This is a genomic window from Mucilaginibacter dorajii, assembly GCF_024808255.1.
Classification (GTDB): domain Bacteria; phylum Bacteroidota; class Bacteroidia; order Sphingobacteriales; family Sphingobacteriaceae; genus Mucilaginibacter; species Mucilaginibacter dorajii.
Window position 1 is genome coordinate 121,626 of record NZ_JANTYS010000009.1, and the last position, 24,119, is coordinate 145,744.

General features: G+C 41.6%; 31 protein-coding genes. 14 read left to right on the top strand and 17 right to left on the bottom strand.

Annotated features, from left to right (window positions below; all coding sequences use genetic code 11):
* Position 1: 1 nt before the first annotated feature.
* The 9 genes from FHS10_RS14110 to FHS10_RS14150 form a co-directional block, all read right to left on the bottom strand.
* On the bottom strand, positions 2-901 hold the full coding sequence (locus FHS10_RS14110; RefSeq protein WP_259091611.1) for a hypothetical protein: 900 nt from the start codon (positions 899-901) through the stop codon (positions 2-4).
* Positions 902-1,014: 113 nt separating this feature from the next.
* Positions 1,015-1,215, bottom strand: a complete 201-nt coding sequence (locus FHS10_RS14115; RefSeq protein WP_259091612.1) for a VOC family protein — start codon at positions 1,213-1,215, stop codon at positions 1,015-1,017.
* Positions 1,178-1,300, bottom strand: coding sequence for a VOC family protein (locus tag FHS10_RS14120; protein ID WP_259091613.1), 123 nt, complete (start codon positions 1,298-1,300; stop codon positions 1,178-1,180). The genes FHS10_RS14115 and FHS10_RS14120 overlap by 38 nt, the downstream gene beginning before the upstream one ends.
* Positions 1,301-1,377: 77 nt before the next feature.
* Complete coding sequence (locus tag FHS10_RS14125) at positions 1,378-1,764, bottom strand: VOC family protein (protein WP_259091614.1); 387 nt, start codon at positions 1,762-1,764, stop codon at positions 1,378-1,380.
* Between the two features lie 15 nt (positions 1,765-1,779).
* A complete protein-coding gene (locus FHS10_RS14130; RefSeq protein WP_259091615.1) occupies positions 1,780-1,980 on the bottom strand; it encodes a helix-turn-helix transcriptional regulator in 201 nt (66 codons plus the stop codon).
* 2 nt (positions 1,981-1,982) lie between these two features.
* Complete coding sequence (locus FHS10_RS14135; protein ID WP_259091616.1) at positions 1,983-2,411, bottom strand: hypothetical protein; 429 nt, start codon at positions 2,409-2,411, stop codon at positions 1,983-1,985.
* A 4-nt stretch (positions 2,412-2,415) separates the two neighbouring features.
* Positions 2,416-2,853, bottom strand: coding sequence for a hypothetical protein (locus FHS10_RS14140; RefSeq protein WP_259091617.1), 438 nt, complete (start codon positions 2,851-2,853; stop codon positions 2,416-2,418).
* 152 nt (positions 2,854-3,005) lie between these two features.
* Positions 3,006-3,533, bottom strand: coding sequence for a ribosome maturation factor RimM (gene rimM, locus FHS10_RS14145; RefSeq protein ID WP_259091618.1), 528 nt, complete (start codon positions 3,531-3,533; stop codon positions 3,006-3,008).
* 130 nt (positions 3,534-3,663) lie between these two features.
* The gene (locus tag FHS10_RS14150; protein WP_259091619.1) at positions 3,664-4,188 is read right to left on the bottom strand and encodes a 30S ribosomal protein S16; all 525 of its coding nucleotides are present in this window, start codon (positions 4,186-4,188) and stop codon (positions 3,664-3,666) included.
* Positions 4,189-4,435: 247 nt separating this feature from the next.
* On the opposite strand from FHS10_RS14150, the gene FHS10_RS14155 reads away from it, so the two are divergent.
* Together FHS10_RS14155 and FHS10_RS14160 are read left to right on the top strand one after the other, a co-directional pair.
* Positions 4,436-4,978, top strand: coding sequence for a 5' nucleotidase, NT5C type (locus FHS10_RS14155; protein ID WP_259091620.1), 543 nt, complete (start codon positions 4,436-4,438; stop codon positions 4,976-4,978).
* A gap of 61 nt (positions 4,979-5,039) precedes the next feature.
* Positions 5,040-7,130, top strand: coding sequence for a PAS domain S-box protein (locus FHS10_RS14160; RefSeq protein ID WP_259091621.1), 2,091 nt, complete (start codon positions 5,040-5,042; stop codon positions 7,128-7,130).
* Positions 7,131-7,229: 99 nt separating this feature from the next.
* Here FHS10_RS14160 and pfkA read toward each other — a convergent pair whose 3' ends face one another.
* The 4 genes from pfkA to FHS10_RS14180 all read right to left on the bottom strand — a co-directional run bounded on the left by pfkA (position 7,230) and on the right by FHS10_RS14180 (position 11,342).
* A complete protein-coding gene (gene pfkA, locus FHS10_RS14165) occupies positions 7,230-8,207 on the bottom strand; it encodes a 6-phosphofructokinase (RefSeq protein WP_259091622.1) in 978 nt (325 codons plus the stop codon).
* Positions 8,208-8,353: 146 nt separating this feature from the next.
* Entirely contained in the window at positions 8,354-10,096 is a 1,743-nt protein-coding gene (locus FHS10_RS14170; RefSeq protein WP_259091623.1) for a protein-disulfide reductase DsbD family protein, read from the bottom strand.
* 19 nt (positions 10,097-10,115) lie between these two features.
* Positions 10,116-10,568, bottom strand: coding sequence for a protein-disulfide reductase DsbD domain-containing protein (locus FHS10_RS14175; protein WP_259091624.1), 453 nt, complete (start codon positions 10,566-10,568; stop codon positions 10,116-10,118).
* Between the two features lie 3 nt (positions 10,569-10,571).
* A complete protein-coding gene (locus FHS10_RS14180) occupies positions 10,572-11,342 on the bottom strand; it encodes a biotin--[acetyl-CoA-carboxylase] ligase (protein ID WP_259091625.1) in 771 nt (256 codons plus the stop codon).
* Between the two features lie 47 nt (positions 11,343-11,389).
* Between FHS10_RS14180 and rsfS the strand changes: the two genes are divergently transcribed.
* The 9 genes from rsfS to FHS10_RS14225 all read left to right on the top strand — a co-directional run bounded on the left by rsfS (position 11,390) and on the right by FHS10_RS14225 (position 18,997).
* Positions 11,390-11,764, top strand: coding sequence for a ribosome silencing factor (gene rsfS, locus FHS10_RS14185; protein ID WP_259091626.1), 375 nt, complete (start codon positions 11,390-11,392; stop codon positions 11,762-11,764).
* A gap of 90 nt (positions 11,765-11,854) precedes the next feature.
* Positions 11,855-13,951: an ATP-dependent zinc metalloprotease FtsH gene (gene ftsH / locus FHS10_RS14190; protein WP_259091627.1), complete on the top strand. Its 2,097-nt coding sequence runs from the start codon at positions 11,855-11,857 to the stop codon at positions 13,949-13,951.
* A gap of 58 nt (positions 13,952-14,009) precedes the next feature.
* Entirely contained in the window at positions 14,010-14,657 is a 648-nt protein-coding gene (locus FHS10_RS14195; RefSeq protein ID WP_259091628.1) for a LutC/YkgG family protein, read from the top strand.
* Between the two features lie 241 nt (positions 14,658-14,898).
* Positions 14,899-15,276, top strand: a complete 378-nt coding sequence (locus FHS10_RS14200) for a hypothetical protein (RefSeq protein WP_259091629.1) — start codon at positions 14,899-14,901, stop codon at positions 15,274-15,276.
* A gap of 85 nt (positions 15,277-15,361) precedes the next feature.
* Positions 15,362-16,021, top strand: a complete 660-nt coding sequence (locus FHS10_RS14205; protein ID WP_259091630.1) for a hypothetical protein — start codon at positions 15,362-15,364, stop codon at positions 16,019-16,021.
* Between the two features lie 218 nt (positions 16,022-16,239).
* Positions 16,240-17,070 carry a sensor histidine kinase gene (locus FHS10_RS14210; protein WP_259091631.1) on the top strand — a complete coding sequence of 277 codons (831 nt, stop codon included), beginning with the start codon at positions 16,240-16,242 and terminating at the stop codon, positions 17,068-17,070.
* Complete coding sequence (locus FHS10_RS14215) at positions 17,036-17,680, top strand: response regulator transcription factor (RefSeq protein ID WP_259091632.1); 645 nt, start codon at positions 17,036-17,038, stop codon at positions 17,678-17,680. The genes FHS10_RS14210 and FHS10_RS14215 overlap by 35 nt, the downstream gene beginning before the upstream one ends.
* Positions 17,681-17,709: 29 nt before the next feature.
* On the top strand, positions 17,710-18,780 hold the full coding sequence (locus tag FHS10_RS14220) for a PA0069 family radical SAM protein (RefSeq protein WP_259091633.1): 1,071 nt from the start codon (positions 17,710-17,712) through the stop codon (positions 18,778-18,780).
* Between the two features lie 37 nt (positions 18,781-18,817).
* On the top strand, positions 18,818-18,997 hold the full coding sequence (locus tag FHS10_RS14225; RefSeq protein ID WP_259091634.1) for a hypothetical protein: 180 nt from the start codon (positions 18,818-18,820) through the stop codon (positions 18,995-18,997).
* A 5-nt stretch (positions 18,998-19,002) separates the two neighbouring features.
* Here the strand turns inward: FHS10_RS14225 and FHS10_RS14230 are convergent, their stop codons facing one another.
* The 3 genes from FHS10_RS14230 to FHS10_RS14240 all read right to left on the bottom strand — a co-directional run bounded on the left by FHS10_RS14230 (position 19,003) and on the right by FHS10_RS14240 (position 21,282).
* Positions 19,003-19,377, bottom strand: coding sequence for a ribosomal maturation YjgA family protein (locus tag FHS10_RS14230; RefSeq protein ID WP_259091635.1), 375 nt, complete (start codon positions 19,375-19,377; stop codon positions 19,003-19,005).
* 64 nt (positions 19,378-19,441) lie between these two features.
* Positions 19,442-20,185, bottom strand: coding sequence for a zinc ribbon domain-containing protein (locus FHS10_RS14235; RefSeq protein WP_259091636.1), 744 nt, complete (start codon positions 20,183-20,185; stop codon positions 19,442-19,444).
* Positions 20,185-21,282, bottom strand: a complete 1,098-nt coding sequence (locus FHS10_RS14240) for a Nif3-like dinuclear metal center hexameric protein (protein WP_259091637.1) — start codon at positions 21,280-21,282, stop codon at positions 20,185-20,187. The genes FHS10_RS14235 and FHS10_RS14240 overlap by 1 nt, the downstream gene beginning before the upstream one ends.
* Positions 21,283-21,342: 60 nt before the next feature.
* Between FHS10_RS14240 and FHS10_RS14245 the strand changes: the two genes are divergently transcribed.
* On the top strand, positions 21,343-21,540 hold the full coding sequence (locus FHS10_RS14245; protein WP_259091638.1) for a DUF2683 family protein: 198 nt from the start codon (positions 21,343-21,345) through the stop codon (positions 21,538-21,540).
* Positions 21,531-21,794 (top strand): Txe/YoeB family addiction module toxin, encoded by a 264-nt coding sequence (locus FHS10_RS14250; RefSeq protein ID WP_259091639.1) that lies wholly within the window; start codon positions 21,531-21,533, stop codon positions 21,792-21,794. The genes FHS10_RS14245 and FHS10_RS14250 overlap by 10 nt, the downstream gene beginning before the upstream one ends.
* A gap of 2 nt (positions 21,795-21,796) precedes the next feature.
* Here FHS10_RS14250 and FHS10_RS14255 read toward each other — a convergent pair whose 3' ends face one another.
* A complete protein-coding gene (locus tag FHS10_RS14255) occupies positions 21,797-22,165 on the bottom strand; it encodes a TM2 domain-containing protein (RefSeq protein ID WP_259091640.1) in 369 nt (122 codons plus the stop codon).
* 200 nt (positions 22,166-22,365) lie between these two features.
* Here FHS10_RS14255 and FHS10_RS14260 point away from each other — a divergent pair, with 200 nt between their 5' ends.
* Positions 22,366-24,033 carry a glutamine--tRNA ligase/YqeY domain fusion protein gene (locus FHS10_RS14260; protein ID WP_259091641.1) on the top strand — a complete coding sequence of 556 codons (1,668 nt, stop codon included), beginning with the start codon at positions 22,366-22,368 and terminating at the stop codon, positions 24,031-24,033.
* Positions 24,034-24,119 lie beyond the last annotated feature (86 nt).

Consider the following 24,119-nt stretch of genomic DNA (forward strand, 5'->3'; position numbering starts at 1 on the left):
ATTATGATATCGGATTGGCGTTTAAATTTATAGGCAAGATTTTTCTTTTCTCCCTGGCCAACATCCAATAAAACACCGCGAGAAAAATGAAAGACAATGAAACCAAGTCTACATATAAAACCGCTAAAAAACCGAAACTATACACAAGCCAGGTTAAGGCAATTAATAACATATAATTAACATAACAAGCTATTTGCATAGCTTTTAATCGAACAACCTGAGTTGTTTTATTACTATCCTTTTGTTTAGATGCGACCCAAAGGAACAATGCAGTTGGTAATAAACATAATACGCCCGAAAACGCAAAGTTTTCTACCCATTTATTTACAAACGCAAATGATATAAGGATCAATAATAGCGTTGTTGTTATTTTGCCAATTAACTTGAAGGGCCTAAATGGAAGCAAGAGATCGCCTTGTACTAAGTCCTTGTTTTTGCGAATGGCTACCATGTAATAAAATCTCATGGTAAAAACCAATAGCGGCATAAACAAATTATAGGAATTGATATCCAACATAGGATCGTTCCAGATGGGTATTTGGATTTTAAATAAAATGGCGGCATAATAAACGATGAGAAAAACCGAAAGAGCCACTGAATAAGCTAAAATAGACCAATTCAATGCACTTAATCGAAGCTGAATGGTTGAATCACTTTCATTTTTCACTTTAGAAAAACCAATAAAAAAAAGCCCCACTACTAATAATGTAATTATTATTTCGTCATTAAAAGTATTTAAGCCGGCACTTGGAAAAATATTGATGCTCTTTACCAAACTATCATCGTAATATGGAAAATGGTTGTTTTTGTGCTGAAAAATTAACCCCATGATAACGCCGGGAATGACCAGCAAACATCCAATTATTTTAAAATAGCGCGGTAACAGCAACGTGGGTTTCATTGTGATTGGGTTGAAGTTAAAAGTAAACAAAGATGTGCAGAAATCGTGGATAAGTAAATTTCAGATGTGCAGGTTGGGCCCATTGCCCTTACTCCTTCCATCTTTGCTCTCAATTATTCCCTATGTTGGTAAATGCTCCATAAATTCCCGGCCGGGTCGGTAAAGGTCGCGGTTATTTCCGGAAAATCTTTACCGATAGGTTGTACAATAGTGCCGCCATTGGCTGCTATAGCTTTCACTGTAGCTTCGCCATCATCAAACGATGCATTACCATGGTTATCCTGCCGGATATGCCAGCCAAATGTTTTTTTCAAAAAATGCTGCCGATACCTGGATATCATCCGCCGGAATTTCGATGTAACAGATTTTACCGTTACCAAAAATTGGTTCGTTTGCCATGATTGCGTTGATTTAATTGTTAAACGTTTTGAATACTATTCAAAGTCCTTATTCCTTTGTCCATCAATCCTTGCTCCCTAAATCGCACACTGTATCTGCCATCGATGGCCGAATGTGTCCTCAATAGTGCCTTGCCTGTAGCCATAATCGTAATCCTGCACGGGCGAGGTAATTTTTGCGCCTGCGGCAACGGCCTGCTCAAAAACGGCATGCACATCGGCTACAAATAAGCCGATAATTACTGATGGGCCATTTCGTTGCGGACTGCGGAGGCCAGTGTGCGGTGTTTCCTCGTGCAAATGGAACACGGCGCCATTAATAGCCAATTCAGAAACATGCACCGTTCCGTCATCGTTACTAAAACGGCGCAGCTCTTCGGCTCCAAAAGCGTCAATATAAAAACTGATATCTGTTATTCCGTTGGGGATAGCCAGCTCGGGGGCAAAAACAGGTTTATCTTTCATAAGTATAGCTTTTAATTAATCTTCATCATCTAATGTAAAGATCTCTTCAACCGGCTTACCAAAAACGCGGGCTATTTTTAAGGCCAGCACGGTTGATGGTACGTATCGGTTGCTCTCGATAGTATTTATTGTTTGGCGCGATACACCTATAGCTTCGGCCAAATCGGCCTGGGTTATGTTTTTGATGGCGCGCTCCACGCGGATGTTATTTTTCATAGCTATGCTTCTTCCTTCCTGAGTAAACGGTTATTCTGGAAGATCTTCCACCTGAAACGAACTATAAAAAACACCAATGGCACCAATAAATTTAAAAACAAAATATGCTCTGTATCGCTGCTTAAAATTAAGCTAACCACCAAAAGTACATAATTAACATAGATGGCCCACTGCAATGAATCGAGGCGAAGCTGAGAGATCTGCTCATCCTCAATTTTCTCTTTTGCAAAAGCTGCAAAAAACAGCCCCACGGCCATAAGCAAGGTTGTGGTCATAAAAAAAACATGATGACTGTTAAAAAGATCAGAACTATCTGCCCCTGGATGATCAAAACCCAGCTCTTTTTTAAACAACACCACGGGCACGTGAAATAAAATGAGCACTAAACCCAAATACCTGAACCAGTAAGGAAATAAGAATCGTGATTTCATGAGTTTATACGGTTTCGGAGTTCAACGAACGGTTTAATCGCCATATCCTCCACCTAAATCGTGTTATAAAAAAGATGAATGGCGTAATAACATTATAGGCAACAACCTCTAAAAATTGAAGACCATGAAGAAAAAGCACCGATACAATAAAAATGCCGAAATTGAAGTAGATGGCCCAATGTAATGAATCTAAACGGAGTTGCGTTATCAGCTCGTCTTCATCTTTTTCCTTAGAGAATGCTATCAAAAACAGGCCTACTACTATTGTAAGGATATTAATATCGTTACCTATGGCCATACCTAAGGGTTGTACTTCCTGCAATTCTTTGGCAAAGCCATGTGGGTGTACAATTTTCATGATGATGGCATAAAGGATATCTATACCAAAAAGCATGTAACCTATCGACCTAAATTTAGTTGGGAATAAGAATCGTGATTTCATAATTGTAAAGTTTAATTTACCAAATGTAAAACAAACTTTACAAATGTCAAATATATTTGACATTTTATTCACAACAAAAAAAGCCAGCATTTCAGCCGGCTTAGTTTTAAAAGTATTTATTCCTTATTCTAATAATCCTTACTCATCAAGATCTATTCAGACAAATAAACATCCAGCAACCCCTCGGGTAAATCAACATAAATTTCTCCCGCCTCAATATCAATTCCTTTGATGATCTCGATGTTTAACGGGAACAGCACATCCTTATTCTGATATTTTACAGTAGCGATCAGCTGTTGTGGGTATTCCTGCACTTCCAGTATTTCGCCAAGCTCGCCATGAGTTTCGTCGATGGCGATAAAACCTTCAACATCTGCCAGGGTAAATTCTTCTTTTTTCTTTTTGGGCTTTAGTTTATTGGGCAGGTATATATCCTTGCGCACCAATAAAGCAGCCTTTTCAATGGTATCAACATCCTCCAAAAACAAATAAGCATTGCTTTTTTGCAGGTATTTAATGGATTGCACAAAATAAGGGATCATTTTGCCGGCCATATCAACAAACAGCGCGTCAAACTTAATGGCATCCAGGTTATCAAAATCTACATAGATCTGCATTTCGCCTTTAAGTCCCTTGGTTTTCAAAATACTGCCAACCCTAAAGCAATCTTCGGTTTTCATAAAAAATAGTTATTAAACAACAATGGCGAAGCCGGTAGCTTCGCCATTGAAGATCATCGAGTGAAAATCAATTACCCTGTATTGCAGCTTTCTTGATTCCTGACTCTTAATTCTTGATTCTTTTAAAGAATTATTCTGCGCTATCAGCGTCAGCTTCAGCAGCCGGAGCTTCTTCAACTTCAACTTCTTCGGCAACGGGAGCATTTTTAGCAGCAATTGCAGCAGCTTTTTCTTCCTTCTTTTTAGCTTCAGCAGCCAAAGCAGCTTTACGCGCTTCGTCTTTTGCAGATAATAAGCTGGTTTTTTTGCCGGTGATTTTTCCGTCTTTTAAATCAGTCCATGCAGCAAATTTCTCTGCAGCTTGTTCTTCAGTTAAAGCACCTTTTTTTACGCCACCTTCTAAGTGTTTTTTGTAAAGCACACCTTTGTATGAAAGGATAGCGCGACAAGTATCGGTAGGCTGGGCACCTGTGTTAACCCACTCTAAAGTTTTGTCGAAATTAATGTCGATAGTTGCAGGATTGGTGTTTGGGTTGTATGAACCTAAACGCTCAATAAAACGACCGTCGCGTGGAGCGCGGGCGTCAGCTACTACGATATAGTAAAAAGGCTTACCTTTTTTACCGTGTCTTTGCAGTCTAATTTTAGTTGCCATTTGTTTATTTTATGTATTCAACATGTCCCCGGAGTCCTTTCTGCGGGGATGCAAAGGTATAAATTATTATTAACAATTTAAAAGCCTTGTAATTAATTATTTGAAGCCAACACAAATGGCCGCAAATTTCATCGCATTACACGAATTGACATGTGAATTAACTCAAAAAATCAATTCATTATTATCAATACAATTATTTCTATAAGCCAATTGTCTATCTCCTTAAAAAGTTGCAACTTAAGCCACCATGAGCATTTACAGAAAACCGCGTATCGCTATTGATATGGATGAGGTATTGGCCGATACAATTGATAAACTCATTGAGTTATATAAAGAACGCCATCAGCACGAAGTACTATTAACCGATATGCACGGCAAGGAGTTTCGCGAAACCCTGCCACTCCATTTGTCAGGCTCGGTAAGACCCTATATTAATGAGCGTGGCTTTTTCAGGGATCTTAAAGTAATGCCCGGAAGCCAGGAGGTGGTAAAAGCGCTTATGGAAAATTATGATGTGTACATTGCATCCGCTGCCATGGAGTTTAAATACTCTTTGGAGGATAAACAGGCCTGGCTTGAAGAACACTTCCCTTTTATCTCGTGGACTAACATTATATTTTGTGGCCATAAAATATTAGATGTCGACATTATGATTGATGATCGTATCAAAAACTTTGTAACCTTTGGCGGGCGTAAGCTGTTATATACATCGCCGCATAATCTGCTCATTAATGATTTTGAAAGGGTAAATAACTGGCATGATGTAGCCGCCAAATTATTAACCACATAGTTTAAATACTTTAATATAAATACGTTAACTTTATACTATAAGCCGAGATCCTATTTAAAGTATGCCTAACCATACGTACGCCGCTGTAAATGATTGCATAACTATTTTTGATACCGATGAACAAAAGTTCCTGTTCATCAGCCCCGCTATTGTCAATATACTGGGTATTACCGCCAGCCAGCTAAGACAGGATCATTCCCTTTGGCTTGCGCTTATTGGTAGCGAATGGCGCGAAGAAATAGGTGCAACTATTAAAAACCTGCAGGTAAATGAGTCGGTTGAGTTAAGCTATAAAATTCATATCCCCGGGCAAACAGCCAAAAATATCATTGATAAAAAAAGCCTGGTTATTGATGGCCTCTCGGGCAATAAGATATTACAGAGCACCATTACCGAAGATAGGCAGGAAACCCAGGAAAACATTGAAGAAAGCAGTGTTTTTAGCGATCTGTTTTATAAAAATGCAAACCCGGTTTGGATCACAGATATAGAAACACTGCGCTTTGTAAAGGTTAACCATACGGCTATTACCAACTACGGCTATACAGAGCAGGAGTTTTTGCTGATGACACTTAACGATATCAGATCGCCGCTGGAAGCGGAAAAACTGGGCAGCTTTTTACAGGAGCGGGGTAGGTTTTTATTACCCAAAGGCGATTTCAGTAAAGCCGGCACGTGGAAACATCTCAGTAAAAACGGCCATACTATTTTTGCCGAGATCAACTGGTACCCGGTAAAATATAACAATCGTGCCTGCGTACTTGTAGAAGCGGTTGATGTAACCACCCAGCTTGGTTACCAGGAAGAGGTTAAACTAAGAGAACAGTTTTTAAGCTCATTAATTGATTCACAAACTAATTTTTTAATAAGGATTGATATAAATGGCCATTTTAGTTTTGCCAACAAGCAGTTTTTAAGAATCTTTGGTTATACGGCAACCGAACTTATTGGGCAGCATTTTTCAATATGCACTATACCACAAGAGCTGCATCTTTGCAACGAGGCTTTTGAACAATGCCTTAGCAACCCCGGCAAAATTGTTAGACTGGTGCATAAAAAGCCCGACATTAATGGCGGAATTCATGATACCGACTGGGAGTTTATCTCCATTATTGACGATTGCGGTACGGTATGCGAAATACAAGGCATCGGCCAGGACATTACCAATAAGCTAAAGATTGAAAAAGAGGTTAAAGCTGCATCAGAAAAGCTGAATGTATTTATTGAAAGTATAACCGATTCATTTTTCATTGTTGATAACGACTGGAAATTTGTAACCGTAAACTCGGCTTTTGAACAAATGACCAACACGCCGAGGGAAGAAATGCTGGGCAATGTATTATGGGAGGTTTTCCCCGAGATTATGGATTCGGGCTTTGGCCGGGCCTATTATGAAATAATTGAAAAACGGCAAAGCGTAAAGTTTACCGAATATTTTGAATTGATAGATAAATGGTTTAGCACATCGGTATACCCATCGGCCGAGGGTATTACCATGTATGTTAAAGATATCACTCACGAGCGTCGCGCCCAGGAAGAGGCAAACTGGGCAAAAAACAGTCTTGAGGCGCTCATTAATAATACACATGATCATATTTGGTCTGTTGATAAAGAGATGCGTTACGTTTATATGAACAACGCCTACATTACCGAAACAACACATTTAACAGGCGTTGAACCCAAAGAAGGGGCATACTCCTACATGCATAAAGGCTACACACCCCAAATACACCAGGAGTGGAAAATTTATTATCAACAAGCGCTTGATGGCGAGCAATACACCATTATTAATGAAAGTATTGACAGGGAAAAGAACACACCCCTGTATTTTGAAGTAAGTTTTAACCCGATATATACCCAACAAGGCGAAATTATTGGCGTTGGCTGTTTTGCCCGCGATATTACCCAGCGACTTAAAATTGAACAGGAACTGATAGATCAAAATGAACGCCTGCGTAATATTGCCTCACTTAGCTCACATGAAATAAGACGACCGGTGGCCAGCATGATGGGGCTAATAAGCATTATGGACCGCAATAACTTTTACAATCCCGACAACGAACAGATCATTGAGCACATACTTACGGTAAGCACCGAAATTGATGATGTAATAAGGCTTATTGTTGATAATACCTTTACCGGGCAGGTGTAGGATTTGGACAAAGGAGAAAAGACTACAGGTTTTGGAAGATGCATCTCCGAAAGACTTACGAAGTTTTAAAAACTTCGTAAGTCTGAACTTTCATATTTTTTACATCGATAAGATCTCAACCAGCTTTAACAAGTTAGGGTTGATTTCTACATGATGTTTAATGGCATGTTCAAACGGGGTATAAGCAATTTCGTTATGAATAATGCCTATCATTTCGTTGCGGTGACCATCGCGCAGGGCTTCTACCGCGGCAGCGCCTACACGGCTTGCCAGCACCCTATCCATACAGCTTGGCGCGCCACCGCGCTGAATGTGACCTAATATCGAAATACGGGTATCATAATGCGGAAAGCGCTCCTGAACCAGGCGACCAACTTCAAACGCGCCGCCGGCTTCTTCACCTTCGGCAACAATCACTATTCTTGAGGTTTTATCTTTACGGCCATTTTCAAGGCGGTTAAACAAGCCATCCATCCCGCCTTTACTTTCCGGTATCAGGATCGCTTCTGCACCTGCCGCTATACCGGTACGCAGGGCGATCAGCCCAGAGTCGCGGCCCATTACTTCTACAATAAAAAGCCGGTCATGCGATTCTGCGGTGTCACGTATTTTATCAACAGCTTCAACAACGGTATTAATGGCAGTATCGTAACCAATGGTGAAATCGGTACCCATTAAATCGTTATCAATGGTACCCGGTAAGCCAATAATTGGCATATCAAATTCGGCACCAAATATTTTTGCTCCGGTAAATGTACCATCGCCGCCAATACCCACAAGCGCATCAATGTTATGTTTTTTAAGCTGATCGTATGCTTGTTGGCGCCCTTCCGGCGTGCGAAAATTATCGCAGCGGGCCGTTTTTAAAATAGTACCTCCACGCTGTATGATGTTTGATACAGATTTGCGGTTCATGGGTATAAAATCGCCCTTGGTCATGCCTTCATAACCGCGGCGAATACCTACTACCTCAATACCATAATATATAGCTGTACGTACAACCGCCCTAATGGCAGCATTCATGCCCGGCGAGTCGCCACCTGAAGTATAAAGTCCTATTTTTTTAATCTGCGTCATTTTTTATGCTGATATGGCTGGCTTAACCCTACCTTAAAAAATTGAATAATTTAATTATTAGTGGCTTAAAAAAACACCCCGTAACCAAAAAACGCGGCAAACTTTTAAAAGTTGCCGCGAATTTACGTTTAATTTTTAAACGCGTACTACTTTTTATAAGCCGCTATGCCGCTATCTAAAAATTTGATATAAGCCTGAATGTTAAAATCGGCTCCCTTAGGCGGTACCAGCACATTACCATTACTATCTAAAATAACGTAATATGGCTGTGAATTGGTGTTAAACTTTGTGGTTTCGTAATCGGAGTTTTTAGCCCCAATACCCGTTATCTTTTTAAAGCTAAAAGATGAAGTATAAACTTCAGATGCAGGAAGATCTGTTTTCTCATCAACATACAGTTCCAACAGCACAAAATCGTTCTGCATCCGTTTACGAACCTCGGGATCGGGCCACACTTCGTTTTCCATTTTACGGCAGTTGGCGCAATTCCAGCCAGTAAAATCTATTAATATAGGCTTTTTAAGCTCTTTTGATACCTGTAAAGCCTGGTCATAATCATACCATTCATTTAAACCCTGGTGTTTCCCGCGTGCAAAAATGCTTTCATATTTTTTTTCTTTGATCGATGTTTTTTGTTCGGGTGCCGATGGGCCGCTGCCCATAGACCGGGTAAGGTCAAAATCCTGTGTAGCAGGCGGCGGTAAAAATCCACTTATTACTTTAAGTGGTGCCCCCCAAAGGCCAGGAATCATATAAACCGTAAATGCAAAAACTATAATGGCGATAAAAGTACGCGGCACAGATAGGTAAGGCAAATCGCTGTCATGAGAAAACTTAATTTTTCCGATCAGGTACAAAAAGCCGATTATTCCCAAAGTTATCCAGATTGATAAAAACACCTCCCTATCAAACCAGTTCCAGTGGTAAGCCAAATCTACATTAGATAAAAACTTGAGCGCGAAGCCCAATTCTAAAAGCCCAAGCACAACTTTTATACTGTTAAGCCAGCCGCCCGATTTTGGCAAGCTCTTGAGTGCCGACGGAAACAACGCGAATATGGTAAACGGCAAAGCAAGCGCTAAAGAAAAACCAAACATGCCCATAGCCGGAGCTACCCTATCGCCACTTGTGGCAGATATTACCAGCAAATTACCAATAAGCGGCCCGGTGCAGGAAAATGACACAACCACTAAAGTTGCGGCCATAAAAAATATGCCGGATAAGCCTCCTTTGTCTGAATTGGCATCTAATTTATTAGCCAGCGAACTTGGCAGGGTTATTTCAAAAGCACCAAGGAATGAAGCGCCGAACACTACCAATAACAAGAAGAAAAACAGGTTGAATATCCCATTGGTAGCTAAATTATTAAGTGCTTCGGGCCCAAATATGATAGAGATAAGCACACCAAGGGTAACGTAAATAACAATAATAGATAGTCCGTAAATAAACGATTGGGTTATCCCTTTTCTGCGGCTGCCACTTTTTTTGGTAAAAAAGCTTACCGTTAAAGGAAGTAGCGGATAAATACAAGGCATAAGTACTGCCAGTAAGCCTTGCAGAAAACCCGCTATAAAAATAGCCCAGATTGATTCTGGATTTCCCTTTAAAGTTGATTTTGAAGCATGATTGGCAATTTTTGCAGCCTGCTCGGTTGCCGCGGCGGCCGAAGCTGCAGCCTGCTTTGCTTCCAATGCCTTTTTCCTTATAGCGATACTATCGGCGGCGGTCGGGATATCGGTAAACTGCACGTCATTGGCAGATACTGTTGTATCCTTACTTTGCTTTTGTGCGGCGTAAACAGGCTTTGGGGCGTTAAGGCCAAACACAATAAGTAAGGTTACCACAGCAATTGACGTTGGCAACCAGTTAATCTTGCTAAATAGTTTCATTGATTTTTTCAGCTGTTGATTATTTGCCTAAAGGAATGGTAAAGTCAACATCTTCTGGTGGCAGGCATTTTTTATCGTTACAGGTCATGTAAGTAAGTTTACCAGTTACGCTGGCTGCCGATGCTGACTTAAGGCTTATCTTTTGCTGAAAAATAACTTCCTTTTCAAAATAAGTAACATTCATATTGAATGATTTTTCAAATTTCGACATCGGAGATGGCTCGGTAGTTTTACCTACCGGCGCATAGTCTTTTGATTTGTTAAACTCAAATGATGTTTTTATAGGGCCTCCATCGCCAACATTAAGCGAGTAAATATGCCAGCCCGGCTGTATGGTTGCTTTTAAAAACACAATAGCTTCTTTGGCATTTACCTTTTTAGCCGCGTATGACCACCTTACCGGTGTTTCAATTTGCGCGTAAGCCCCCGCGCAAATTAGTAGCGCCACCATCATCAACAATAGTTTTTTCATTAGTTATTTGTTTAAAAATTCAATTTGTTTCAAGCTAAACTCCTGCAATTCGTTTTTATTTTCAACTACCAGCAAACCCTCGTCTTTTACATTGATAATGGTTCCGGTAAAAACCTCTCCATTCGACTGGAATTGCTTTGCCTCGTTTAGCCAATATAGTCGGCTTAAATAAACATTCCTTACAAAAGAAAAATTACCCGCCTTTAAATTAAGATAGTATCCTTCTATATACCCGCAAATTTCTAATAATAATGCTCGTAAATCATAATCCTTATGTAATATCTGCTTTACAGAAATGGCGTTGCCAGCCCCCGGTTCAAAGCGCTCCTGGTTTATGTTAAGCCCTATGCCAATTACGCCATTTTTGATCTTATCACCCTGCAAGTGCGTTTCTATTAAAATACCGCCAAGCTTGTGGTTGTCATAATAAATATCGTTTGGCCATTTAATTTTTAAATGGTCGCCAAGCAAGGGTTTAAGCGCTTCGTAAACACCTAAACTAACCACCCTTGTTAAGTCAAACTGCTGTAAAACAGGCAAAAACGAAGGTGTTAGCAATATGCTAAAAGTAAGGTTTTTGCCCGGTTCACTATGCCATTTGTTTTGTTGCTGGCCCCGGCCGGCATATTGGCTTTCTGCCATAATGACCGTACCCTCTGGCACTGGCTTGGAATTTGACAGTAATGTTTTAAGGAAAGTATTGGTTGAGTCAACTTCTTTAATTGTTACTAAATTTTGACCAACAAATAATCCCGAAAATATGTTATTTTGCAAAGTGTAATAATTTTTAACCAAAAAACGTTCAAAACTAATTCTTTTTGATGGTAAAAAGTAAAAAGGTAGGTCAGTCAACCTATATTTCTGAACTGGCAATACATGGTATCCAGGAAAAAAAGGGAAACGATATAGTAAGGTTAGACCTTCGTAACTTAAATAGTTCGGTAACAGATTACTTTGTGATTTGCCACGCCGATTCATCTACACAAGTAAAAGCCATAGCCAACAGCATTGAAGATGAAATTTTTAAAGCAACCCAAACAGAACCATGGCGCAAAGAGGGTTTGGAGTATGGCGAATGGATACTGCTTGATTATGTGGACGTTGTGATTCACGTTTTCCGGACAGACAAGCGCGAGTTTTACGGCGTGGAAGAATTATGGGGCGATGCCGAAATTAAAAGTTACAAAAGCGCTTAATTGGTAGTCACGTAATGACTCATGACAGCGTCATGTTAATACCTTGTATTTTAAATTATAGATTGTAAGTTTGAGCACGTAACAACAGAAATGAAAGATAATAAAGATAATAAATCAGAAAGTCCGAAACCGATAAGGAAAATCCTCAATAAAAAAACACCGCCAAAACCACCTAAGTTTAACATTATGTGGATTTATGGTATCATCGTTTTGGCATTCCTGCTTGCGTCAACCTTACTGAGCGGCGATGCCGGTAAACGCATAACCTACCAGGACTTTGAAACAAAAATGCTGAAACAGCATGATGTAGATAAGCTTATTGCTTATAAAAGCGGCGATTTGATTATTGCCGAGGTATACATTAAAAAAGAGAGTTTAAACAAGCCACAATACAGCGAGCTTAGTAAAGACCAGCATATGTTTGCAACCGGCAACGGCCCGCAGTACACATTTACTGATGACTCTTACGAAAGTTTAAAGAAATCAATAGCGGCAGCAGAAGCATCTGACCCTACAATAGGCGATATATCACTTGAATTACAACAAGGCCGCGAAAGCTTTTTATCAAACTGGCTGGTACAAGGTGTAATTATGGTGATCTTGTTTGCTGCCGTATGGATCTTCATTATGCGCCGCATGAGTGGCGGCTCGGGCGGCGGCCCCGGTGGCCAGATCTTTAACATCGGCAAATCAAAAGCTACTTTATTTGATAAAGAAGCACAGGTAACTGTTACCTTTAATGACGTTGCCGGTTTGGAAGAAGCCAAACAAGAGGTTATGGAAATTGTAGATTTCCTTAAAAATCCTAAAAAATACACCAACCTGGGCGGTAAAATTCCTAAAGGAGCGCTGCTTGTAGGCTCGCCGGGTACAGGTAAAACCTTATTAGCTAAAGCTGTTGCCGGCGAAGCACATGTACCATTCTTCTCACTATCCGGTTCTGATTTTGTGGAGATGTTTGTGGGTGTGGGTGCATCACGTGTACGTGATTTGTTCCGCCAGGCGAAAGACAAAGCCCCTTGTATCATATTTATTGACGAGATTGACGCCATTGGCCGCGCCCGTGGTAAAAACAATATTGTTGGCGGTAATGATGAGCGCGAAAACACACTGAACCAGTTATTGGTTGAGATGGATGGTTTTGGTACCGATTCTGGTATCATCATACTGGCAGCTACCAACCGCCCGGATGTGCTGGATTCTGCCTTATTGCGTCCGGGACGTTTTGACAGGCAGGTATCTATCGATAAACCGGATTTGAATGGCCGTGAGCAGATCTTTAAAGTTCACTTAAAGCCTATCAAGTTATCTGATGATGTTGACGCCAAAAAATTATCGGCACAAACACCAGGCTTTGCCGGTGCAGAAATTGCCAACGTTTGTAACGAGGCCGCTTTGATTGCTGCACGTAAAAACAAAGAAGCTGTTGACATGTCTGATTTTCAGGATGCGATTGACCGCGTAATTGGTGGTTTGGAGAAAAAGAACACCCTGATATCGCCAGAAGAAAAAAACGTTGTCGCTTATCACGAAGCCGGGCACGCTATTGCTGGCTGGTTCCTGGAGCATACCGACCCGTTGGTTAAAGTATCTATTGTACCGCGTGGTGTTGCGGCCTTAGGTTATGCACAATACTTGCCAAATGAGCGCTTCCTGGTATCTAAGGAAGAGTTAATGGATGATATGATATTATCAATGGGTGGCCGCGTTGCAGAAGATATCACCTTTGGCAAAATTACCACCGGTGCGTTAAGCGATCTGGAACGCATTACCCGTTTGGCTTATGGCATGGTTAAAATTTATGGTATGAATGCCAAAGTTGGTAACCTGTCTTTTTATGATCCGCAGGGCGAAAATCAATTCAGCAAGCCTTACTCAGACGCGACTGCCGAACTAATTGACTCCGAAGTGCGTAACCTGGTTGAGGAAGTTTATGCCAATACCAAAACACTTTTAATTAAACATCGCGATGGATTAGAAAAGGTAGCTAAAAAGTTATTGGAGAAAGAAGTATTGTTCCAGGCCGACCTGGAAGATATTTTAGGAAAAAGGCCATTTGAGCACCGCACCGCTTATGATAAGTTTGTTAACGGCGAGCCAGCTTTGATCCCCGATAATAACGCTATCCCTGATAGCATTATCAATCCCGAATTATCGTCGATTGATGGGGAAGCACCAAAGCTTTAATAATTAATAACATTATACAAAGCCATCAGCCAAAGCTGGTGGCTTTCCTTTTTAAACTATGAGGGATATCACCACATCAAAAGAAAAGCTGTTAAAAAAGATCCGCAAGGCCTTGCTGGAGAAAAGGGATAACCCCTATCCGCAGCTGGAAGACCTGCCGCTTTATGCAAGTGATGAAGAAATACCCGAAGTTGTTTTCGCTGAGCAATTTACAGCCGTTAACGGCCAGTTTATTTTTTGCGAAGATGAAATTCAATTCATAGAAACCTTGCTTTCCCTTGCCGAAGAGCGCAACTGGCATAAAATATATTGCTGGGAGCCTGGCTTGCAGGAAATACTCAGCCGCTTTGAATACCCCTTTTACGAAACCGATAAAGATTTTGAACAGGCCGAGGTTGGCTTTACTTTTTGCGAAGCTTTAATAGCCCGTAATGGCAGCATTCTGCTATCAAACGGTAACATGGCCGGCAGGCGTTTAAGCATTTATCCACCGGTGCATATTGTGCTGGCCTATACCTCGCAAATGGTAATGGACCTAAAAGACGGCTTTAAACTTCTGAAAGGAAAATACGGCAACAAGCTGCCATCCATGATCAGCAATGTAACCGGGCCAAGCCGCACTGCGGATATTGAAAAAACGCTGGTACTTGGGGCTCATGGACCAAAAGAACTGTTCGTGTTTTTGCTGGACGACTCATTAAATTGAGGTATCCTCTTGTCACTTTCCAATCAATCCATTCAAATTACCCGGCCGTTTGCGCATATTTAAGCCGATTTCGGGTTTAACTTCACATTTGTTTTTATTGCACTTTCACCTGCTTTGTGTCAAAACACGCTATAAAACACTCGTTTTCGGTGAATTAACGGTGTGGAAAATCAGTTAAAATACGGGTTGCAACATTCCGTATAAGAATACTAAATTGGTGGCAAACTAACCCCGATTAAGTATGGAAATAATTGATTTAGCAATTGCAAAACAAATGACAGCGCGTTACGCTTCTACGCGTAAAAGTCTTATCGATTCAACGTATACCATTAATGACACCTTATCATCGTGGATCCCAATTGATGATTTGAAAGATTACGTTAATAACCTGCCCGAAACAGCAACGGGGGTACGCGTTTACCTTGCAGCATATGATGAAACCGAAACCACCTATCCAAGCCAGACAACCATTATACTGGCTGGAACTGTAAGCGACGATGGTTGTGATAACGACGTTATAAATGGTTATGAACCACTGGAAAATGAAGTAGGATTGGGCCCGGTAAACAGAGCAACTAACTGCCCTCCAGACTGCCCTACCTGTCCGCCCTGTGAATAAATAATGATATCCATGTTCTTAATGATGGTTTATAAATGCATATGATGGTTACTTTTGCATTATAAACCATCATTAAGAATATTGGATGTTAAATAGCATATACCTTGTCTCGCTTCTATTTTCCTTTGCATGCGGGCTACTAAATTACAACCGGCTGCCCAAAGCATACAAATGGCTTACCATCTATCAGCTGTTTGCATTTTGCTATGAACTGGCTATTGCTAATAAACTGCTTATATGGCATCATACCAATTCATGGTGTAATAACCTGGAGGGAGTAATTGAACTGCTGTTGTTTACCTATCTGCTTGCATCCTTTAATGAACTGAAGCCTTATAAAAAAGCGATATATTTAGTTGAGGGACTGGTATTGATTTTCACTTTTGTCGACATCGCTTTTATCCAAGGCTTTTTTAAATTTGATACGATTGCCACAGTTGTAATGGGTATATTCCTGCTGATATTGGTATTTGCTTATTATTATTTACTACTCACAGAAGCCACCGAGGATCAAAAACTACTTTACACCCCGGATTTTTTAATGGCATCCGGCTTATCGTTATATTTGCTGGGAACCACCTTCTTTTATGCCTGCTTTAGTTATATGGCCTATAAAAATAACCCCACATTTCTTATTGTGGCACGCACTATTCCAAACCTGGCAAACCTCATTTTCGTTTTATTAATAACGCTTGCTCTTTTATGTTTTTTTAGAAAAAAAAAGCAGTCAATTAACGGATTATAATGCGGATTGGTACAATGCTAAGCTCTAAAACAAATAAGCACCATACATAAATGCCTCTATGGAGTTAGATCGTATCCGAAGAGTGTTTCTCATTATAAAACATTTTTGCCATCCTTATTTTAGCTTTACGGCAATAAGCGATTTTTAATTGTTACAATTACCATTTCAGTAATTTAAAATCTATTACTTAATTTACTTTTGATTTCACGCATCCGTTTATGCCTTATAAAGACGATCAAATTATTCTTATCATAGTTACCGGCACAGCCTTACTGCTGTTGCTTGGTTTTTTTATGGTGGGTTTTCTGTTGCTATTTCAAAAAAAGCAAAATAAAAACCGGATAGAAAAAGTAGAACTACAGGCGTCTTTTAAACAGGAGCTGCTGAAAACCCGCATTGAGATACAGGAAGAAACGCTTAACTATGTAAGCCGGGAGTTGCATGACAATATTACCCAGGTATTATCATTTATAAAACTCAACCTGGGCTTACTGGGCAATAAACTGCCAGACCCCGAAAAAACAAAACTAAATGACAACCGCGAACTGGTTGCACAAACCATTACCGACTTACGCAATCTATCAAAAAGTTTAAGTTTTGAGCATATCAGCGCTTTAGGTTTGGTGAAAACGTTAGAGTTAGAAGCCATCAGGATCAACAAAAGCGGCCTCATCAATATGGAGCTTTCGGTTGATGGTGAAGCCTATAGCCTGGGCGAGCAACGCGAGCTGGTGCTGTTCAGGATATTCCAGGAAGCATTAAACAACGCCTTAAAACATGCCGACGCCGCAAACCTAAAAATTGGTTTGTATTATAATACACAAATGTTTAATTTAACCATTCAAGACGATGGCGTTGGTTTTCAGCCCGAATTGCTTAATGACAAGAGCGGATCTGGGTTGCGTAACATGACAAACAGGGCAGGATTGATTGGTGCAGAGGCCGTTATAAGCAGCTCACCCAAACAAGGCTGTACTATAAAGCTATCCCTTAACCCCCTGGTACAAGAAATTTATGCTAACGGAACCCATTCAAATAGCCCTGGTTGATGATCATCGCCTTTTCAGAAGCGGTATGTCCGCGCTGATAGAAAGCTTTGGCAACTATAACATACTGTTTGAAGCCGCCCACGGCAAAGAACTGATTGATAATATTACTACCGGCCATATCCCCGATATTATTTTACTCGATATCAATATGCCGGTAATGGATGGCATATCAACAGCTCAATGGCTTCGTAAATTTCATCCATCAATAAAGGTTATCATTTTATCGATGTTTGAGGATGCCGAAAAAGTATTATCTATGGTTAAGGCCGGGGTAAAAGGCTATCTGTTAAAAGATGCCGAACCTCATGAATTTGAAAAAGCATTAATTAAAGTAGTGGAGGGCGATTTGTATTATCCAGATTTTGTTACCCGCCATCTGCTGAATAATTTTAACGCCGACAAAGCCGCGCAGGTAAAACTAAACCCGCGCGAAATTGAGTTTTTACGCCTCACCAGTACCGAACTTACTTACAAAGAAATTGCCGATACCATGTGCATAAGCGTGCGCACGGTTGATAGCTACCGCGACCAGCTATTTGAAAAGCTCCAGATAAAAAGTCGTGTTGGCCTTGTTTTATACAGCATAAAAAACAAGCTGATAGAGTTGTAATTTGCTAAATATATTAGCAAATTTGCTTTATGGCAAATGAGGATACTCCCGACTTTTTTAAGGGACGAGGTGCGCAGCTTAATACCCACAACAAGTTTCTGAAAAACAAATATGTAGCCGAGCATATTGAAGGCCTTGATGAGCCCTTACTTGAAAATAGCGCCACCCAGCTTTTTGAAGAAACACCAAAAAAGATAGTAAGCGAATCACACAGCCCCGACCTGAGTCATATGTACTCCATTAACCCATACCAGGGTTGCGAACATGGGTGCATTTATTGCTATGCCCGCAACAGCCACGAATATTATGGCTTTAGCGCCGGGCTCGACTTTGAGCGAAAAATCATCATCAAGCCAAACGCCCCCGAACTGCTGGAACAATATTTTAATAAAAAGAATTACAAGCCGGTTTGCATTATGCTATCGGGCAATACAGATTGCTACCAGCCGGTAGAGCGCCGTTTACAGATTACCCGCCGCCTGCTGGAGGTTTTTTTGCAGTATAAAAACCCGGTAAGCATCATCACCAAAAATAATGTGATCCTACGCGATATGGATATCCTTACCGAACTTGCCGCCATGAACCTGGTGCACGTTAATGTTTCCATAACTTCACTTAATGAACAGTTAAGACAAAAGCTGGAACCTCGCACGGTAACCGCGACGGGCAGGTTATCGGTAGTGCAAAAGTTATCAGAAAAGGGCATCCCGGTGCGGGTGATGGCGGCACCCATTATTCCCGGTTTAAACAGCAACGAAGTGCCCAACATTATCAAGGCCGCTGCCGACCGTGGCGCATTGGCTGCCGGCTTTACCATGGTACGCCTGAATGGCAGCATTGCAGAGATCTTTTCTGACTGGATCTATAAAGCATTTCCAGATCGAGCCGAGAAGGTTTTAAACCTGATTAAATCCTGCCACGACGGCAACCTTAACGACAGCGATTTTGGCCGCCGTATGAGCGGCGAAGGTAAAGTGGCAGAATCTATCCACCAGATGTTTAAAATGGCTTGTAAGCGCTTTATGGCCGGTCGCGAGATGCCCGAATATGATTACAGTTTATTTGTGCCGAAGAAAGGGAAACAAACGAGTTTGTTTTGAAGCCAGATATCTTTAAATTTGTTATGAAGAAATAACTATGATATTAATATTGAAAGACGGGGCTACAACTAAGGAAATTGAAGCTATTGAAAAAAAACTATTCCCAGAAACCGTTAACATTGGCTTTGATGCAAAAAAGTACAATGGTAGGATTCGCATGAAAGAAGATCCAATAATTACCCAAGGCAAGTTACGAACTGAATGGGAAAGAGACTGACAGACTCAAAACAAACTTCGCTTATTAATCAACCGCTCGATCATTACACCAACTCCTATCCCAACCACATAACACAACAGATCGCTCCACAAAAAGCCCTCACCTAAAACCAACCTGCCAAAAAGCGTATGCCTTAACTCATTTATCCAGGGCGCTTTGTAAAGCTGGCTAAACTCTATCGCGAAGCAAAACAACAAACCGGCTGTGATTGCGAATTTTACAGGTTTATTGATAAACAGGAAGCACATGATAAAGTAGACCATTGTAGCCCAAAGGATATCGCCAATAAACAGCGGAATGTTTTTAAAATGGCGGGAAAGCAGGCCGATGATAATGGTGGCTGTGGCGAGGATAAAATAGGTTAACCTTGATCTTTGCATAAAACTCAGCTCATAAAAAAAGGCATCATGAAGATGCCTTTTATATAATTTGGTAAGTGAATACTTATACTGTTTCTGCTTCTAAAGCCATTTGCTCATCAACCAGGATACGACCGCAATGCTCGCAAACGATGATCTTTTTGCGCTGACGGATATCAGACTGGCGCTGAGGCGGGATCTGGTTAAAACAACCAGAGCATGAATCGCGCTGAATGGTTACTACCGCTAAACCATTTTTTGCATTTTGACGCAAACGGTTGTAAGCAGTTAATAAACGCTCTTCGATGTTAGGGATCGCTTTTTCTGCCTGGGCATTCAATTCGTTCTCTTCTTTTTCAGTTTCGGCGGTAATGGTGCCTAACTCATCTTTTTTAGCGTTAAGGTCGCTTTTACGGGATTCCAGATCGGCAAGGGCTTTTTCGTAAACCTGGGTTTTTGAAGTGATCTCAAAACCATATTCCCTTATCTTTTTCTCGCTCACCTGAATATCTAAGCCTTGTATCTCAATTTCTTTTGATATAGCATCGTACTCACGGTTGTTCTTAACTTCGTTAAGCTGAGTTTCGTATTTTTTGATATTAGCCTGAGCATCTTTGATCAGGTTTTTGCGGGTTACAATCTCATCCTCTACATCGTCAAGCTCATATTTGATTTTCTGAATGCGGGTTTCAAGACCTGCAACATCATCTTCCAAATCAGCAACTTCCATTGGCAGCTCGCCGCGTACCTGGCGGATTCTGTCAATTTTGGTGTGGATGGTTTGTAGTTCGTATAAAGCTTTAAGCTTTTGTTCTACGGTTTGTTCCATTAAATAAAATATTTGACGGGGTTTGTATTTACTTCTGTTAAACGGACGGCAAAGATAGGAAATTTTTTCCGTATTATTTCATACAATAATTGCACCGTAAATTGTTCACTCTCAAAGTGTCCGATATCTGCTATCACTATCTTTCCTTCGGCATCAAAAAACTCGTGATACTTGTAGTCGGCAGTGATAAAAATGTCAGCTCCGGCGGCTATGGCATGCTTCAGCAAAAAGCCTCCGGCTCCGCCACAAACAGCCACTTTTTTTATGGGCTTATGGGTAAAAGCGGTATGCCTTATCACGTGCGTACGCATCTTATCCTTTACATGAAACAGGAATGATTCCTGGTTAGTGGGTACTTCCAATTCGCCAATCATGCCCGCGCCTACCTGCTGGTGCTGATTGGTTAGGGGTACCAAGTCATAGGCCACCTCCTCGTAAGGGTGGGCTAATATCAAGGCCATGATGATCTTACTCTCCAGGTTAGCCGGGTAAATGGTTTGGATACAAATCTCATTTTCCCTGTGCCTCTTGCCTTGCTCACCCACATGTGGGTCGGTAAACTCATTCCCCTTAAAAGTGCCTACACCTTCGGCATTAAAGCTTACTTCGCTATAGTTGCCAATATTACCGGCACCTGCCGCAAATAAGGCGTTGCGCACTTCATCGGCATGGCTCTGGGGTACAAAGGTGATGAGCTTTTTAAGCAGGTTATGTTTGGGAGCTAATATGCGGCAGTTTTTTAAACCCAGGGTATCGGCAATGCGGGTGTTTACGCCCTGCATTACATTATCCAGATTAGTGTGGATGGCGTACAACGCAATTCCCTTACGGATCGCCTTTTCCACCACGCGCTCCACGTAAGTTTTACCGTTAAACTTCTTTAATCCACGGAAAACAATGGGATGATGGGAGATGATCACCTGGCAGCCGGTGGCAATAGCCTCGTCTACAACGGCCTCGGTACAATCTAAAGATAGCAGAGCCTGGCTGATTTCCTGGTCGGGATTACCAACTATGAGGCCGGCGTTATCATAATCTTCCTGGTAAACCAGTGGCGCAAGGCTTTCAAGGTAGGCGGTTAGGGCGGATAATTTCATATATATTGATATGCTAATATATCAAATATTCATTCTTAAAATAAAATAGTAAATTTGATTATGGGAATATTAATAGCACATCCAGAGAACAAAGAAAAATTAGCCGCTCTTAAAGCCTTTATGAAAGCTTTAAAAATCCGCTTTGAAGAAGGCGAATCTCCTTATGACCCAGAATTTGTAGAAAAGATAAAACGTAGTAAAGAAGATTTTAAAGCCGGAAAGTTTAAGGCTATTAAAACCGATGATTTATGGAAATAATCTATTCTGACGAGGCGCAGGAGGATATTGCATATTGGAAAAAATCAGGCAATAAGGTTATCCAAAAGAAAATCCAACAACTACTAAGTGCCATAGAACAAAGCCCGTTTGAAGGCATAGGTAAGCCAGAAATGCTCAGGCATAACTTAACCGGACTTTGGTCAAGGCGAATAAATCAGGAACACAGACTTGTTTATGAGATATTGGAGGATACCCAAACCATCAAGATCCATGCTTTAAGAGGTCATTATTAACGCTATCCCTGCTTACTCATAGCTGCCATCCTATGGCTTTCGTAAGCCATATTTTTATTATACTCCAGGGTAAGGGATTTATTGTTCACCAGGTCAATAATAGTACCTATCCAGCAAAAGCCGATGGTGAAAAAGTAAACCAGCCCCATTCCTATCTGCCCTAAAACAAAACGGTGTATGCCGGCAAAGCCCACAAAACCGAGCAGCGTAAAAATCAAAATCTCCTGCGAGTTTTTACGTTTGCTGCTGTAAACCATATAAAAATACTTTTTCTGGCTGTCATCCAAAGCGGCGGTGGCTTGCTGTAAAAAGGCCATCTCCTCGGCGGTCATATCCTGAAAATTCATATATGGATCTGGGTACATGTTCATATAGGTGTGCGGGTTAAGATTTATGCGTTTTTCCAAATTTAATACTTTTCCTATAAAAACAATAGAAGAGGCCCCTCTAAATCTCCCCTGAAGGGGAGACTTTTGATTCGCACATTGTTATTAACACCCGTAAAGCCGTATACTAATCAAAAGTTCCCCCTTCAGGGGGTTAGGGGGCTTTTTTTTATTATTTTTGCCCTATGAGCGAAGAAAGATCACTGAACTTTATAGAAGAAATTGTTGAAGAAGATATAGCTGCCGGCAAGCATAACGGCCGGGTATTAACCCGTTTCCCGCCCGAGCCTAATGGTTACCTGCACATTGGGCACGCTAAATCCATCTGCTTAAACTTTGGACTGGCACAAAAATACAATGGCAAAACCAACCTCCGTTTTGATGATACAAATCCTGTTAAAGAGGATGTTGAATACGTAGATAGCATTAAAGAAGACGTTAAATGGCTGGGCTTTACCTGGGCCGAAGAACTTTACGCCTCTGATTATTTCGACCAGCTTTATGATTTCGCAGTAGCGCTTATTAAAGCCGACCTGGCTTATGTGGATGACAGCACCGCCGAAGAAATTGCCCATCAAAAAGGCACCCCTACCGAACCCGGCGTACCCAACCAGTACCGCAGCCGTTCGGTAGAAGAAAACCTGCAGCTGTTTGCCGATATGAAAGCCGGCAAATACCCCGATGGCGCTAAAGTACTGCGTGCCAAGGTCGACCTTACCGCACCCAATATGCACCTGCGCGATCCTTTGATGTACCGCATTAAGCACGCCCATCACCACCGTACCGGCGATGCCTGGTGCATATACCCCATGTATGATTTTGCCCACGGGCAATCTGATGCTATCGAGCAAATAACCCACTCGGTTTGTACGCTGGAGTTTATCCCCCACCGTGCGCTGTATGATTGGTTTATTGAGCGCCTCAGCATCTTCCCGTCTAAACAATACGAGTTTGCCCGCCTTAACCTCAACTATACGGTAATGAGCAAGCGCAAGTTGCTGCAATTAGTGGTTGAAGGTCATGTTGATGGCTGGGATGATCCGCGCATGCCTACCATTAGCGGCTTACGTCGTCGTGGTTATACGCCTGCCAGTATCCGCGAGTTTTGCGAACGTATTGGCGTGGCCAAACGCGAAAACATGATAGATGTTGGCTTGCTGGAGTTTTGCATACGCGAGGATTTGAACAAAACCGCGTGGCGACGGATGGCTGTGTTAGACCCTATTAAATGTATCCTCACCAACTATCCCGAAGGTGAAACTGAGATCTTCCACGGCGAGAACAATCCCGAAGCCGAGGATGGCGACGGCAGCCGCGAGTTTCCGTTTAGCCGCGAACTATGGATTGAGCGGGAAGACTTTATGGAAGTACCGCCCAAGAAATTCTTCCGACTGGGTGTTGGGCTGATGGTGAGGCTAAAGAGCGCTTATATCATTAAGTGCGATAGCTTTGTGAAAGATGCCGATGGCAACGTAACCGAAATTCATTGTACCTACCTGCCCGAATCAAAATCGGGCAATGATACCAGCGGTATCAACGTAAAGGGCACCATCCACTGGGTGAGCGTACCACACGCCAAAACCGCCGAAGTGCGTCTGTACGACCGCCTTTTCCAGGTAGAGAACCCACAAAGCGAGGAGGGCGACTTTAAAGATTACATCAACCCAAACAGTCTGCATATTATCCCAACCGCGTACATCGAACCCGACCTGGCCAACGCCACACCCGGCACCGCCGTACAGTTCATGCGCAAAGGATACTTTACTTTAGATAAATACTCAACCAATGAAAAGCTGATCTTTAACAGAACGGTGACTTTGAAGGATGGGTGGAAGAGCCCCCCAGCCCCCTAAAGGGGGAGCAAAAAAACATATTTGCCTGGCACAAAGTGCCGGGCTTTTTTGTGCGCCACGCAAATCAAAAAGTTCCCCCTTTAGGG

What these genes read in the sequence shown, in the direction of transcription:
- FHS10_RS14110 (WP_259091611.1), bottom strand. Translation starts at nt 901, where the DNA reads ATGAAACCCACGTTGCTGTTACCGCGCTATTTTAAAATAATTGGATGT.
- FHS10_RS14120 (WP_259091613.1), bottom strand. Translation starts at nt 1,300, where the DNA reads ATGGCAAACGAACCAATTTTTGGTAACGGTAAAATCTGTTACATCGAA.
- FHS10_RS14125 (WP_259091614.1), bottom strand. Translation starts at nt 1,764, where the DNA reads ATGAAAGATAAACCTGTTTTTGCCCCCGAGCTGGCTATCCCCAACGGA.
- FHS10_RS14130 (WP_259091615.1), bottom strand. Translation starts at nt 1,980, where the DNA reads ATGAAAAATAACATCCGCGTGGAGCGCGCCATCAAAAACATAACCCAG.
- FHS10_RS14135 (WP_259091616.1), bottom strand. Translation starts at nt 2,411, where the DNA reads ATGAAATCACGATTCTTATTTCCTTACTGGTTCAGGTATTTGGGTTTA.
- FHS10_RS14140 (WP_259091617.1), bottom strand. Translation starts at nt 2,853, where the DNA reads ATGAAATCACGATTCTTATTCCCAACTAAATTTAGGTCGATAGGTTAC.
- rimM (WP_259091618.1), bottom strand. Translation starts at nt 3,533, where the DNA reads ATGAAAACCGAAGATTGCTTTAGGGTTGGCAGTATTTTGAAAACCAAG.
- FHS10_RS14150 (WP_259091619.1), bottom strand. Translation starts at nt 4,188, where the DNA reads ATGGCAACTAAAATTAGACTGCAAAGACACGGTAAAAAAGGTAAGCCT.
- FHS10_RS14155 (WP_259091620.1), top strand. Translation starts at nt 4,436, where the DNA reads ATGAGCATTTACAGAAAACCGCGTATCGCTATTGATATGGATGAGGTA.
- FHS10_RS14160 (WP_259091621.1), top strand. Translation starts at nt 5,040, where the DNA reads ATGCCTAACCATACGTACGCCGCTGTAAATGATTGCATAACTATTTTT.
- pfkA (WP_259091622.1), bottom strand. Translation starts at nt 8,207, where the DNA reads ATGACGCAGATTAAAAAAATAGGACTTTATACTTCAGGTGGCGACTCG.
- FHS10_RS14170 (WP_259091623.1), bottom strand. Translation starts at nt 10,096, where the DNA reads ATGAAACTATTTAGCAAGATTAACTGGTTGCCAACGTCAATTGCTGTG.
- FHS10_RS14175 (WP_259091624.1), bottom strand. Translation starts at nt 10,568, where the DNA reads ATGAAAAAACTATTGTTGATGATGGTGGCGCTACTAATTTGCGCGGGG.
- rsfS (WP_259091626.1), top strand. Translation starts at nt 11,390, where the DNA reads ATGGTAAAAAGTAAAAAGGTAGGTCAGTCAACCTATATTTCTGAACTG.
- ftsH (WP_259091627.1), top strand. Translation starts at nt 11,855, where the DNA reads ATGAAAGATAATAAAGATAATAAATCAGAAAGTCCGAAACCGATAAGG.
- FHS10_RS14195 (WP_259091628.1), top strand. Translation starts at nt 14,010, where the DNA reads ATGAGGGATATCACCACATCAAAAGAAAAGCTGTTAAAAAAGATCCGC.
- FHS10_RS14200 (WP_259091629.1), top strand. Translation starts at nt 14,899, where the DNA reads ATGGAAATAATTGATTTAGCAATTGCAAAACAAATGACAGCGCGTTAC.
- FHS10_RS14205 (WP_259091630.1), top strand. Translation starts at nt 15,362, where the DNA reads ATGTTAAATAGCATATACCTTGTCTCGCTTCTATTTTCCTTTGCATGC.
- FHS10_RS14210 (WP_259091631.1), top strand. Translation starts at nt 16,240, where the DNA reads ATGCCTTATAAAGACGATCAAATTATTCTTATCATAGTTACCGGCACA.
- FHS10_RS14215 (WP_259091632.1), top strand. Translation starts at nt 17,036, where the DNA reads ATGCTAACGGAACCCATTCAAATAGCCCTGGTTGATGATCATCGCCTT.
- FHS10_RS14220 (WP_259091633.1), top strand. Translation starts at nt 17,710, where the DNA reads ATGGCAAATGAGGATACTCCCGACTTTTTTAAGGGACGAGGTGCGCAG.
- FHS10_RS14225 (WP_259091634.1), top strand. Translation starts at nt 18,818, where the DNA reads ATGATATTAATATTGAAAGACGGGGCTACAACTAAGGAAATTGAAGCT.
- FHS10_RS14230 (WP_259091635.1), bottom strand. Translation starts at nt 19,377, where the DNA reads ATGCAAAGATCAAGGTTAACCTATTTTATCCTCGCCACAGCCACCATT.
- FHS10_RS14235 (WP_259091636.1), bottom strand. Translation starts at nt 20,185, where the DNA reads ATGGAACAAACCGTAGAACAAAAGCTTAAAGCTTTATACGAACTACAA.
- FHS10_RS14240 (WP_259091637.1), bottom strand. Translation starts at nt 21,282, where the DNA reads ATGAAATTATCCGCCCTAACCGCCTACCTTGAAAGCCTTGCGCCACTG.
- FHS10_RS14245 (WP_259091638.1), top strand. Translation starts at nt 21,343, where the DNA reads ATGGGAATATTAATAGCACATCCAGAGAACAAAGAAAAATTAGCCGCT.
- FHS10_RS14250 (WP_259091639.1), top strand. Translation starts at nt 21,531, where the DNA reads ATGGAAATAATCTATTCTGACGAGGCGCAGGAGGATATTGCATATTGG.
- FHS10_RS14255 (WP_259091640.1), bottom strand. Translation starts at nt 22,165, where the DNA reads ATGAACATGTACCCAGATCCATATATGAATTTTCAGGATATGACCGCC.
- FHS10_RS14260 (WP_259091641.1), top strand. Translation starts at nt 22,366, where the DNA reads ATGAGCGAAGAAAGATCACTGAACTTTATAGAAGAAATTGTTGAAGAA.